Origin of the sequence: Kitasatospora sp. NPDC101235 (genome assembly GCF_044767505.1) — a bacterium.
Classification (GTDB): Bacteria; Actinomycetota; Actinomycetes; order Streptomycetales; family Streptomycetaceae; genus Kitasatospora.
On record NZ_JBIWNZ010000052.1, the window covers coordinates 17,587 to 29,362 of the forward strand.

General features: G+C 71.0%; 12 protein-coding genes and 1 pseudogene. 5 read left to right on the top strand and 8 right to left on the bottom strand.

Annotation, left to right across the window (positions count from 1 at the left end; translation table 11 throughout):
• Positions 1 to 2 precede the first annotated feature (2 nt).
• Positions 3 to 620: an RICIN domain-containing protein gene (locus tag ACIRRH_RS41610; RefSeq protein ID WP_403078449.1), complete on the bottom strand. Its 618-nt coding sequence runs from the start codon at positions 618 to 620 to the stop codon at positions 3 to 5.
• A gap of 35 nt (positions 621 to 655) precedes the next feature.
• The gene (locus tag ACIRRH_RS41615) at positions 656 to 1,294 is read right to left on the bottom strand and encodes a hypothetical protein (protein WP_403078451.1); all 639 of its coding nucleotides are present in this window, start codon (positions 1,292 to 1,294) and stop codon (positions 656 to 658) included.
• A gap of 115 nt (positions 1,295 to 1,409) precedes the next feature.
• Between ACIRRH_RS41615 and ACIRRH_RS41620 the strand changes: the two genes are divergently transcribed.
• Both ACIRRH_RS41620 and ACIRRH_RS41625 read left to right on the top strand, forming a co-directional pair.
• The gene (locus ACIRRH_RS41620) at positions 1,410 to 1,658 is read left to right on the top strand and encodes a Ku protein (RefSeq protein ID WP_403078467.1); all 249 of its coding nucleotides are present in this window, start codon (positions 1,410 to 1,412) and stop codon (positions 1,656 to 1,658) included.
• A 34-nt stretch (positions 1,659 to 1,692) separates the two neighbouring features.
• Positions 1,693 to 2,213, top strand: a pseudogene (locus ACIRRH_RS41625) (IS6 family transposase); the annotation flags it as partial.
• Positions 2,214 to 2,385: 172 nt separating this feature from the next.
• Here ACIRRH_RS41625 and ACIRRH_RS41630 read toward each other — a convergent pair.
• From ACIRRH_RS41630 to ACIRRH_RS41650, 5 genes are all read right to left on the bottom strand, one after another.
• A complete protein-coding gene (locus tag ACIRRH_RS41630) occupies positions 2,386 to 2,895 on the bottom strand; it encodes a hypothetical protein (protein ID WP_403078470.1) in 510 nt (169 codons plus the stop codon).
• 178 nt (positions 2,896 to 3,073) lie between these two features.
• Complete coding sequence (locus tag ACIRRH_RS41635; protein ID WP_403078452.1) at positions 3,074 to 3,811, bottom strand: class I SAM-dependent methyltransferase; 738 nt, start codon at positions 3,809 to 3,811, stop codon at positions 3,074 to 3,076.
• Between the two features lie 1,064 nt (positions 3,812 to 4,875).
• A complete protein-coding gene (locus ACIRRH_RS41640) occupies positions 4,876 to 5,157 on the bottom strand; it encodes a MerR family transcriptional regulator (RefSeq protein WP_403078469.1) in 282 nt (93 codons plus the stop codon).
• 769 nt (positions 5,158 to 5,926) lie between these two features.
• On the bottom strand, positions 5,927 to 7,012 hold the full coding sequence (locus ACIRRH_RS41645) for a hypothetical protein (protein ID WP_403078454.1): 1,086 nt from the start codon (positions 7,010 to 7,012) through the stop codon (positions 5,927 to 5,929).
• Positions 7,013 to 7,077: 65 nt separating this feature from the next.
• The gene (locus ACIRRH_RS41650; RefSeq protein WP_403078456.1) at positions 7,078 to 8,091 is read right to left on the bottom strand and encodes an MDR family NADP-dependent oxidoreductase; all 1,014 of its coding nucleotides are present in this window, start codon (positions 8,089 to 8,091) and stop codon (positions 7,078 to 7,080) included.
• Between the two features lie 137 nt (positions 8,092 to 8,228).
• Here ACIRRH_RS41650 and ACIRRH_RS41655 point away from each other — a divergent pair, with 137 nt between their 5' ends.
• A complete protein-coding gene (locus ACIRRH_RS41655) occupies positions 8,229 to 9,185 on the top strand; it encodes an Lrp/AsnC family transcriptional regulator (protein ID WP_403078458.1) in 957 nt (318 codons plus the stop codon).
• A 193-nt stretch (positions 9,186 to 9,378) separates the two neighbouring features.
• Complete coding sequence (locus ACIRRH_RS41660; RefSeq protein WP_403078459.1) at positions 9,379 to 9,660, top strand: hypothetical protein; 282 nt, start codon at positions 9,379 to 9,381, stop codon at positions 9,658 to 9,660.
• A gap of 357 nt (positions 9,661 to 10,017) precedes the next feature.
• On the opposite strand, the gene ACIRRH_RS41665 is transcribed toward ACIRRH_RS41660, so the two are convergent.
• Positions 10,018 to 10,242: a hypothetical protein gene (locus ACIRRH_RS41665; protein WP_403078461.1), complete on the bottom strand. Its 225-nt coding sequence runs from the start codon at positions 10,240 to 10,242 to the stop codon at positions 10,018 to 10,020.
• A 167-nt stretch (positions 10,243 to 10,409) separates the two neighbouring features.
• Here ACIRRH_RS41665 and ACIRRH_RS41670 point away from each other — a divergent pair, with 167 nt between their 5' ends.
• Positions 10,410 to 11,507 (top strand): integrase core domain-containing protein, encoded by a 1,098-nt coding sequence (locus tag ACIRRH_RS41670; RefSeq protein ID WP_403078463.1) that lies wholly within the window; start codon positions 10,410 to 10,412, stop codon positions 11,505 to 11,507.
• Positions 11,508 to 11,776 lie beyond the last annotated feature (269 nt).

Below are 11,776 nucleotides of genomic sequence, written 5' to 3' on the forward strand. Positions count from 1 at the left end.
CGTCAGGCGGCGAGGTGCTCCAGCGTGAACAGGGTCGCCCGGTAGGAGTACTGGGCTATCACCGAACCCGCGGCACCGTTCGGGTCGGAGACGGCGGCGAAGGACCCGCTGTGCCCGATCCGGAGTATCACCTCGGCCGAGCCGGGCGTGGGGTGGTACATCCGGAACTGCAGGTTGCCGTAGATCCACCCCGAACAGGTGGACACGTTGAAGTTGGAGCCGTCGGCCAGCCCCTCGTTCGCGTCGGTCGGGTTCTGCTTCCAGATGCCCAGGCAGGCGTCCTCGTTCGACCGGTTGCGGAAGATGAAGAGCTCACTGTCGTTCTCGTAGTGGCACAGCTTCCACTGCTGGTTGTAGCCACCACTGTCGGGGTTCTGGACCACCTGTGACCAGGCGCTGGACAGGTTCTTCTCCACGAGCTGTCCGAACGGCGTCTTGATCCGGTAGTAGCCGTCGTCGCAGACGTAGCTGTGCCAGTTGGTCGAGGACAGGCCCTGGGTCGCGGCCGACGCGGGGGCAGCGAACAGGGTGAGGCCGGCCAGTGTGGCGAGGGCGGCGCCGCCGAGGGCGCGCAGCGCCGTGCCCCGGCGGATGGTCGTGTGGCGCAGCGGGTTCGTCACGGGTTCCTCCGTCGTCAGATCAGTGGGCACGTTGGTCAGCAGTTGCTGATGAGGAGTTGGGCGGCCCGGCGCACGGTGCCGGCCGGTTGGGCGGGTGCGCAGCCGACCGAGCCGATCTCCGGGGCCTCGTAGGTGGTGAAGGTCCCCGGGGTCGGCGAGGAGGTGACCCAGATGCCGGTGGTGGGGCCGGTCTGGGCGCAGATGCGGTTGACGTACTGGCCGGTGACGACGCGGGTCCCGCGGTAGAGGCCGTATCGCCCGGGATCGTTGAGGTTCCAGACGTCGCTCACGGTCTGGCTGGTGGTGCTGGAGGTGGTCTTCTGGACCGAGAAGCCGACCTTGGCCTCGACCTTGAGCCACAGCGGGCCCGCCGAGGCGGTGATCTCGGTCCTGTTGTCGACGGTGGTGGTCACCGAGCTGATCCTGGTCAGGGTGTCGCTGTGCTGTCCGGTGGTGCCCGGGGCAACGTTGACGATGAGGAAGTCGGTGACCGTGGGAGTGACCTGTACGTTGACGGCTTCCATCGTGGTGCGGTCCACGGCCGGGTTACAAAAGGTCGGGAGGGTGTCGGCGTGGGCGGCCGGGGCTGCGCCGAGGCCCAACAGGCCCACGGCGATGGCGGTGGTGGCCGAGGCGGCGAGGGTCCGCCGGCGCGTCCTGTGGACGGGGGTCATCTGTTCTCCTCCATGGTCTGGTGGACGGCCCGCACTCCTGCGACCGGAACCGCGCGGGCACGGGCGGGGCACGGTGGTGCGATCCGTCACGCGGTGGAGACCGCCCGGCCCGGTGATGATCCTGCGCGAGGCCGTCACGATTTCCTCACGAACGACTCACGGTGCGAGAAAGGCCGCCGGGGCTCGGCCCTGGCCCTCAAGTCCGGCCGGCGCCCGACCGTATGCACTGCTGCGCCAGGCCATGCTGGAGGCCGGCCAGGTCGCCGTTGCCCGCGTGGCGATCCGGACCCGCGAGTGCCTGGCCGTCCTGCGGGTTCGCGAGAACGTCATCGGGTGCTGTCACGTTGACTGGTGGATGGGATGATCTCCGGGTTGGTCGTGGCGGGGAGGGGCCTGTCATGGGGAGCGTGCCGCCGTCGTACAAGGGCCACCGGTACCCGGCGGAGGTGATCTCGCACTGCGTGTGGCTGTACTTCCGCTTCCCGCTCAGCTTCCGCGAGGTCGAGGAGCTGATGCTCCAGCGCGGTGTCATCGTCTCCTACGAGACCGTGCGCCGCTGGTGCCTGAAGTTCGGCCAGGCGTACGCCGACGGGCTGCGCGCCGGCGACCCGTGGCTGGGGACAAGTGGCATCTCGACGAGGTCTTCGTCAAGATCAACGGTGACCGGCAGTACCTGTGGCGGGCGGTCGACCAAGACGGCAACGTGCTGGACGTCCTGGTCCAGTCCAGGCGGAACGCGAAGACCGCCAAGCGCTTCCTGGCCAAGCTGATGAAGAAGCAGCACCGCGTCCCACGGGTGCTGGTCACCGACAAGCTCAAAAGCTACGGCACCGCCCACCGCGCACTGATGTCCTCGGTGGAGCACCGCTCCCACAAGGGATTGAACAACCGGGCGGAGAACTCCCACCAACCGACGAGGCACAGTACGCCGCCCAGGCCGCCCAGTCCTACGCCACCGCCCGCGGCGCCGCCAACGAGGCCGCCGGCTACGCCAACCAGGCCAGCCAGTCCGCCCAGCAGGCCCAGGGCTTCGCCAACCAGGCCGCACAATCCGCACAATCCGCCCAGGCAAGCGCCCAGCAGGCCGCCGGCTACGCCAAGCAGGGCCAGCGTGCGGCGTGGGCGTCGCGCACGGCCTGCTGCTTGCGTTCCCGCTCGGCCTTCCAGGCCTTGGTCTGGCAGTCGCCGCAGAGGCTGGTGCCGTCGCTGGGCCTGCCGGTGTCGATCTCGTCGCAGCGGCGGTTGCAGCCCGGGCAGCGGGTCGCTTCCAGTCGCTGGTGGCGGGTTTCGCGCTCGGCCTGGTGCTCGGCGTCGAGGCGGGCCTGGACACGGGCGGTGTGCTCGGCGTGGGCGAGGGCGTCGGTGAGGGTCTGCCACTGCTGGCTGCCGAAGCGCCACCAGATCGCGGCGTGTGGCCCGTTCTCCTTCAAGTCGTCGAGGTGGCAGGCCAGGATCGGGATCCGCCCGGTGAAGTCGAGCGGGTCGTGGCGTGGAGGAGGTGCGCTCGGAGGCCAGAGCCAGGAGCAGTTCCTGCGGCGGGGTGTCGGCCGGTTGCGGCTGCTGCGCAACGGACGCTTCGAGTGTCCGGTCTCACTGATCATGGCGGACGCGATTATGTCGAGCTGCGGGTTGCCAAGTTTGGTGAGACGGATCGAGGATGCCGAGCTCAGGGATCACGGCACTTCTTAGTTGGCGCCATCGGTGACGCCCGCGCGTCAGCCGAACCTGGTCGACGTGCACGATATGCTGTCCCCGCAATTGATCTTCCGATGCCGCCGATCAGCACCGGCGTGCGATCACCAGGAACTCCCCGTCTCCCGCTCCGACGGGTTCGCGGTTCCATCCCCCGTGTATGGACTCCACGGTGAAGCCCGCTTCCTGCAGCGAGGACCGGATCAGCCCCTCGGTGCGGAAACGGAGGGTCGCGGTGCTCAGGAGGCGCTCGCCGTCCGGGAAGGTGTAGTGGTGGGTGAAGCTGACAGCGCCGTCCTGGACCGCGGTCACCTCAGTCCAGGCCGAAACGGCACGACCGTCTGGCAGCGCGATCCGACGCCGTGAGTCGACCGGGTTCCACCGCTCCCACCGGCGAGCCCGGGGATCGCGGCTGTCGAAGATCAGTCGGCCGCCCGACACGAGAGAGCGTTTGAGATCGGCAAGGGCTATCGCCCACTCGTCGTCTCCCACGAAGAACTGCGCGACGTGGCTGGTCATGACCGCCACATCAAACGATCCGGCAGGAAGGATCGACGAAGTGCCCTCAATCCAGGTCACCCGCTCGGCGTTCGACTTGGCACGCGCCGCCTCAAGCGATGCCCGGGCCGGATCGACCCCCGTCACGGCATGGCCGGCAGAGGCCATACCGAGCGCGAGCCGACCCGTTCCGCAGCCCAGATCCAGCACCCGGGAGCCGGGGGTCTCATTGACGACCGAGAGAAAGAAATCGTCCTCGCGCGACCACGGGCACTCAGCGTCGTACACCAGGACCAGGCGAGGATCGCGGAACTCAGCGTGTCGCATCCGCGGAGCGTAGCCAAGCAGGACGCAGTAGGCCATCCGTTATCGCACCGGGGTGAGGTGCGCAGGCCGGGACCCACCGCCGCCTATTGCAGCACGTCCGCCACCTTCGCCAACCTCACCGAGACGAACAACGCCGAACTCGCCACGTTCACCGAGACTCGGCCACGTCCACCGAGACCGGACAGCGAGGTATCGCCCATCGGCCGGCGCGGCCTGGTCCGTTTCGACGCGCGAGGAAACGGCGGAGCGAGCAGCGGCCATGTCGGCGCCGCTCGTTTCGACGCGCGGGGAAACGATGGAGCGGGCAGCGGCCATGTCGGCGCCACTCGTTTCGACGCGCGAGGAAATGATGGAGCGGGCGGTGGGGGTACTGGCGAGCGCGCCGGTCTCGTCCTCCGCGGCGGCGCCGTGGCCGGTACCGGCGGCCGGGGCGAGCGCGGTGGCGGCTGGGCCGGCGGTTTCGACGCGCGGGGAATCAAGGGGCACGGTGCGCCCGGACGGGCTGGTCTACTACGGCGTGAGCAGCCGGGGGGCGGCGTCGCTCGGGTACGGGCGTTCGTCGAGGTCGACCGGGGCACCATGGGCGCCGAGCGGCTGGCGTCGAAGCTGAACGCCTACGCCCGCTACTGGGCAACCGCCCCGCTGCCGGCCGGGGTGCGGCCCGGCACCACGGAGGCCCAGCAGGGCGGGGTGCCGATCTGGGAACGCCGCTATACGCGCTTCCCCAGGCTGCTGTTCGTCCTCACCGGCACCGGCGAGACCGGCTTCTTCAACCGGGTCGACCAGCTCCACCTCCACGCCCGCGACCGGCACGTCGCCAGAATGCTCGCCACCGTCCCGGCCGGCGCCGTCCGGCTGGAAGTCCTGGAGACCGACGGGTACGACGGCGGGGTCTGGTGGCCGCTGACCGATCCCGAAGCCGACGCCATGCCCTGCGGAGGTGTTGGGGGTCCGGGGTGCCGCATGTGGTGCCGTGAGGCCCCGGGAGCGCTTGTCCAACGTTCCCGGGGTTCAGCCAACAGCGACGACATGGCCTGGCAGCAGCGGTTCCTGGGGCCGTCCGGTCAGGTGTCCGCTGGGGGCTCCTGTTCGTGTTGGGAGCGGCGGAGTTGTTCGTTGATGCGCAGTGCGTCTTCGAGTTGGTCTTCGAGGATGACGATACGGCAGGCAGCTTCGATGGGGGTGCCCTGGTCGACGAGGTCGCGGGCCCGCATGGCGATGCGCAGTTGGTAGCGGGAGTAGCGGCGGTGGCCGCCGTCGGAGCGCAAGGGCGTGATGAGGCGGTGTTCGCCGAGGGCTCGCAGGAAGCCGGGGGTTGTGCCGGTCATCTCGGCGGCGCGGCCCATGGTGTAGGCCGGGTAGTCGTCGTCGTCGAGCTTGTCGGGTGTGTCGGGGCTGGCCGTGGTAGTCACTGCACCTCTCTGGTTCTCGAGGAGAACGCGTCGAGGGGCCCCGGCGCCGTGTCGGCTCCGGGGCCCCGAAGGGGAACAACACCATCTACCGGCCTGGGCCGGTCCTCTGTTTCCGCACTGCCCCGGGAAAGGGACTGTGCAGGGATCGCGTATGCGTGACCGGAAACCACCGTCCTTGCGCTTGGGGTCTGCGGTGTCCGCCCGGGCGAGTGTTCACGGGCCGGGCGATCCTGATGGCGCTTGCGCCCTCCATTCATCCTCTGTACTGAAACTGTCACTTTCGTACTGCGGGTACTGCACCTGCTGAACTGCGTACTGCTGGTCGGTGGCCGCGGTGGCCCACCCGGTCCGGCAGCCGGCCCCGCGGGCCGTCCTGCGCCTGCGCTGGCCTGGAACCCCACTGCCCGGACCCCTCGGCACGCGCGCCCGCAGTCTGGGCGCCTTTGCCGAGGCCGTGCCTGTCTTGCGACTGCCGGGTACTGCACTCACTGAACTGCGGTACCGCTGGTACCGCTGGTGGCGGCCCCTGATACCTGCGGGCCACCCGGTCCGGCAGTCAGTCCCGTCGCCGTCCTGAACCTGCTGGCTTCGGAACTCCACTGCCGGACCAAACCGAGAACCTCTGTCCAACAACCCGGCCAGTTCGTGTCTGGCCGGTATCGCTGACTGCTGTCTACGACAGAAACGTTAGACCCGCCCGCAATCAATGTCTACTCCGGCGCGCATAGATTTTGCGACGCACGCCCGTGAGGTAGTCTTCCGCTGCGCGGCGGCGGCAACCCCCCGAGCCGCCGCCGCGCGCCCGACGTACCGGGCGGCCGGTGATGAGGGCGGTCCAGTTACCGGAGCCGTCGTGGGCTTCGATCCAGCCGGCCAGGCGGCCTCGCTGTTCGAGTGCCTGAACGTTGGGGGTGCTCGGCCAGGTGAGATGGACCAGGCCGTCGCCGAGGGCGTAGTCGCGGTGTGGTTCGCCCAGGCCGCGGTCGGTGGGCGCCATCCAGCCGGTGGCGCGGCCCAGCGCGAGTTCGGGCACCGGTACCGCAGGCATCCGGGTGGGAGCGGCCGGGTCGGCCACCACGCTGCGCAGCGGTGCGCGCTCGTCCGTTCCGGCCGTCGTGCCGCCGGTTTCGCCCCGGGGCGTTTTCGGGTCTGGCAGGCGCGCCGCCGCAGCGGCGTCCATCTCGGACCGGTGCGCTTCACCGGCGTCGCAACGCGGGCGGGGCTGGGCCGGGAAATCGCCCCGGTCCGTATTCGGGCCGGGGGTGGCGTCGGGCAGGTCCCATTCCTCCCGGATCCGCGCCGCGGTGCGGGCGTCAGCGTCCAGGCCGGGCCAGCGGACCTCGTCCCGCACCTCGCGGGCGCTGGTGATCAACAGCGAGGAGAGCACGTGGACCCGACGGGCGAGCTCCGCGTGGGCAGCGATCGGGTCGTCGTCCACGGTTGCCAGGAAGACTTCGGCGCGCTTGCGGATCGCGTCAGCGGCGCCGAGCATCCGCTGCCGCTCCACCGACAGCCCGGTCGCGGGCCGCTCGCCTTCGGCCCGCTCCCGCGACGCGACGTCGGCACCAGCGGGCGCGGCCGGGCGGGGCAGCGCCGCGGCGGCCCGGGCCTTGACCCGCGCCCGGTCGGCGCGGCTCTTGCAAGCCTGCGAGCAGTAGACCGGGCGCCGGCCCCGGCCCGTGCGCGGCGGCAGCGGATTCTCGCAGCCGGGCCCCTCACAGCGCGCGCTCGTCCACACCCACCTGCTCGCCGCCATCAAGGACGCCGCGCCCGACCGGTAGCCGGCCACGGTCCCAGCCCTGTCCCAGCAGCGACGCGCAACGTCTCCACCAGGCAGAACAGGGTGGGACAGTCCTAGAACGGTTTGACGAGGACGGGCCCCAGGTACCTGCCGGCGATGGTGTCGACGAGGGCCTGGGGTGCGCGCTCGATCCCTGCGACGACGTGGTGCGGGACGGTGGCTCCGTCGAGGAGGTCGAGCCATTCCTGCTCAGCCTCGGGGTGGTCGTCGGCGCTGTAGCCGCGCAGTGTGACCTTCTTCAGCAGAAGCTGGAACGAGTCGAGGCTCACCGGAGCCGAGCGCCCGGGACCGTTCGGGGCGAGCTGGCCGGACAGGGCACCGATGACGACGATGCGAGCGCCCGTTCGAGCAGCGCCGACGGCCGCGGCCAGCTGGTCGCCGCCGACGGTGTCGAGGACGACGTCGAGGCCGCCCGGTGCGACGGCGGCGAGCTTGTCCGTCAGGCTTCCGGAGCCGACGGTGACCACGGCATCGTATCCGCACCCGCTGATCAGCGCCTCGGTCTTGGCCGCGCTGCCGGTGCCACCGACGACGCGTGCGGCGCCGAGCCTGCGGGCGGCCAGTGCGGCGACCGATCCGATGGCGCCGGTGGCCCCGGTGACGTAGACCGTGTCACCCGGGCGGATCCCGGCCGCGCGCGTGAGCGCGGCGTAGGCGGTCCAGCCGTGGCCGAGGTGGACGGCCGGATCGGTTGCGGGGTCCAGCGGACTCAACTCGGCCGCCGGGACGAGGGCGTACTCGCGCCAACCCGCACCGTGCGCGACCAGGTCGCCGGGCTTCAGGCCGCTCCCCTCGGGGGCGATCACGACCTCGCCCAGCGCGCCGCCGGCCACGGGGTCGCCGGGGCGCAGCACAGGGAAGGGGACGCCTTCGACGGACTCGGCCCCTTCGCCGATCATCATGCGCAGTGAGGCGGTGACCCGGAAGTACGTGGTGCGGACCAGTGCCTCCTCTGCCGCCGGTAGGGGCAGCGGTACCTCGGCGACGTCGAAGTCGCTGCTGCGGGGCAGCCCGGCGGGGCGGCGGGCGAGGCGCACCTCACGCGTGGTGGCGGGCAGGGCGGACACGGTACCTCCGGGTGATCAACGTCTGGCGCGGCTCCGGCCTCGGAACCTGCCGCCACTGTGCGGGGCGCCGCGGAACCGGTCCACCCACCGGGCACTTCATGCCGGATCCCGACATGGACCATGACAGCCTTGCCGGTATGGATCAGCTCGATCGCCAGTTGCTGCACGCCCTCTACCTTGACGGGCGCGCCTCGTTCAGCCGGATCGCGGCCGTTCTCGGCGTCTCGGGGCCGACGGTCGCCCGCCGCTACCGGGTGCTGCGGCAGTCGGGTGCCGCCCGGGTGGTCGGCTCCGTCCAGGCCGCGGGCGTCGGCCGCAGCGTGTGGGTGCTGCGACTCACCTGCGCGCCGGGCGCCGCGCCCGAGATCGCGGCGGCACTCGCCCGGCGGCCGGACACCCACTGGGTCCGGATCGCCTCCGGCGGCACGGAGGTGCTGTGCAACGTGCACGCCGATGAGGCCGACCGGGACGCCCTCCTGCTGGACAAACTGCCGGCTACCCGGTCGGTCACCGCGATCCACGCGTGCTGCCTGCTGCACACCTTCACCGACGGCGGCGCCGACTGGGCGCCGCTGTCGTCCGCGCTGTCACCGGACCAGGTGGAGGCCCTCACCTACCGGCCGTCGGCCGTGCCTGGAGCGCACGCGCCCGACGAGCCCGATCGGGTGCTCTTCTCCGAGCTCGCCCGCGACGGCCGCACGCCCGCGGGCGAGTTGGCACGGGCGACCGGCCGTGACGAATCCACCGTCCGCCGCCGCATCGCCTCCCTGCGCGCCGATGGGATCCTCGCCTTCGACCTCGACGTCGATCTCCGTGCGCTCGGCTGCGGTACGGCCGCCCTTCTGTGGATCAAGGTGCAGCCGAAGCGCCTCGCCGCGGCCGGGGCCGCTCTCGCCGACCATCCGGAGGTAGCGTTCGTCGCCGCGACCACGGGACCGACCAGCCTCCTGGCCTCCGTCGTGACAACGGACGAGTCCGCGCTCTACGGCTACCTGACCCGCCGTCTCGGTGCGGTGCGGGGCGTCCGCGACGTGCGTACCACGCCGATCCTGCGGACTGTGAAGCGCTCGGGGGCCCGCTTGCCGAGCCGGTGAAGCGCCGCCCGGGTACTTCGTGGCACTGTGCGGGGCCCACGGCCGGACAGACCGCTTCCGCCCCGAACCCGCCTCCATGGCCGAACACACCCTTGTACGACGGCGAGGAAGCCGGCTGTCGCGCGCCCGCCCCGCGCATCGGTCCACCGCGCCGGCCGCGGTTCCGGTTGCCTGCCCCGGGAACGGTCCGAGCATGGACAGCGAGCACCAGAACCAGGCCGGCCCGGTCGACAAGGCGCGGGCCCGGGAGCTGACCGAGCAGCTGCGCACCGCGATCGAGGACGTCCGGGCCGCCGTCCTGGTCCTGGCCCGCCGGGTCCGCGCCGCCCACCAGGCCCGGGTGTGGACCGCGCTGTTTCCGACGGAAACCTTGGTGAGCTCCCCAGGCCAGGTTGCCGCCCTGCCGAACGGGTGGTGTGCAACCACCGGCAATCCCCGCCCTGACCTGCGCTATCAAGGTGTGCGCGCACATTGATGCCCCGGGTTGCCCGGGCGGTGGGGGTGCGGACCGCCAACGGCCCCGGGAGGATAGGCGCTGGCGGCGCGCGCCGCCCACCGGACGCGCACCGCCAGCGTCGTGACGTCATGACACCACCGCACTGTGCCACGGGCGTCTGCTCCACCAGGGTTGGTGGGGCGCCTTGGTGCCTGGGCCCAGGACCGGCGGCCGGGCCGGTCCTGGGAGGATCGGGCTGGCGGTGCGCGCCGCACCCCATTGCCCGTTGCGCGCACCGCAGTGCGGCCGGGGAGCCAAGGGCTACCGGCCGGCGGGATCGGCCAGACGCCGGCGCCCAGGGGGCGGCGCCTGGACGGGTGCTCGGCGCGGCCGGGTCTACTCGCCCGGGTTGACGGCGAGGCCGCCGGGTCCGAGGGGACGGGCGGTGGGCCGGGCGGGCTGCACCGGGGTGTCGGGTGTGACCGGTGCCGGGCCGGTGAAGGGGTCCAGGTGCTGCACCGGCAGGAGGCGCTCGCCAAGCGGCTGGTCAACCGCGGCCGTCTGGTGGGAGAACGGCTGGGCCAGCGGGCGACGAGCCGGACGGCCGGGTTGATCATTCATAGCTGGCAGTGTGTCACCCCGAGGCTGGTCCGATGACGGTATCGCCCCGATGCGCGCGCGGCGGCCCGTAACCCTGCCCCTGCCGAAAACCTCATCCGGGGCCTGTGACCTGCGTATTCTCACGAACGGCCACGGATGCCCGCATGAGCGTGCCAGGCTGATGGATCGTGCTGCTGAGACTGGCGTACCTGGGCGTGACCAACGCGTTCGCGGTGCTGCGTCTGCTGCCGATGAGCGACCGCGACAAGGACGTGGAGATCCTGGCCCTGCGCCATCAGATCGCGGTGCTGGAACGGCAGCTGGGCGGGCAGCGGGTCCGGTTCGAAGCGAGCGACCGGGCATTCCTTGCGGCACTGTTCCACCGCCTACCGACGCAGGTGCTCCGCCGGATGCGGCTGCTGGTACGGCCGGACACCGTTCTTCGCTGGCACCGCGACCTGGTCGCCCGCCGTCACGCTGCCCGGTCCCGTCCCAAGCGCGGAGGGCGGCCGCGTACCGTACGCTCCATCCGCGCCCTGGTCCTGCGCCTGGCCGCAGAGAATCCAGGGTGGGGGTACCGCCGCCTTCACGGCGAGCTTCTCGTCCTCGGCGTGAAGGTGGCCGCGTCCACGGTGTGGGAGATCCTCCAGGAGGCCGGAATCCCGCCGTCACCCGAGCGGGCCTCCACCACGTGGGCGGACTTTCTGCGCTCCCAGGCCGACGCGCTCCTCGCGTGCGACTTCTTCGAGACAGTCACCCTGTCCGGGGCCCGGTTGTACGTGTTCGCGGTGATCGAGCACGCCAGCCGCCGGATCCGGGTCCTGGGCGTGACCGCGCATCCGACCGCGGCCTGGGTGGCCCAGGCGGCGAGGAATCTCGTCATGGATCTTGAGGACGCCGGCTGTCAGGCCCGCTTTCTGATCCGGGACCGGGACGGGAAGTTCCCGCAGCTGTTCGACGAGGTGCTCAAGGACGAGGGCATCGAGGTGGTACTCAGCGGCGTCCGGATGCCGAGAATGAACTCCATCATGGAGCGCTGGGTGCAAACCTGCAGGCGAGAACTGCTGGACCGGACATTGATCTGGGACCAGCGCCATCTCCTGCACGCCCTGTGCGAGTTCGAGACGTTCTACAACGAGCATCGGCCACACCAGGGCATCGCCAACGCCCGCCCACTCCACCCACTCCCCCAACCGATCACCGATCCAGGGCAAATCGCCCGCCTCGACATACGACGACGCGACCGACTCGGCGGCCTCCTCCATGAGTACCAACATGCTGCCTGATCAGAGCGGATGACGTTTTCGGCAAGGGCAACGCTGCCCGGCTGGTAACCAACTCGGGCAACGAGAGGCGGGGCCGCCACCGATTCCGGGTGGCGGCCCCGCCTTTTAATCTGGGTGCCGGGTGGCGGCCTGCGTGCCGCGAATGCTGTGTTGTGGTGAAGTGTCCGGGCGAGGTCAGGACTTGGCGGTGCCGTAGGGGGCGAAGGCGTTCCATGCGGACCAGGCGCCACCCGGGCTGGTCTCCGCCTCGTTCATCACCGAGCCATCGT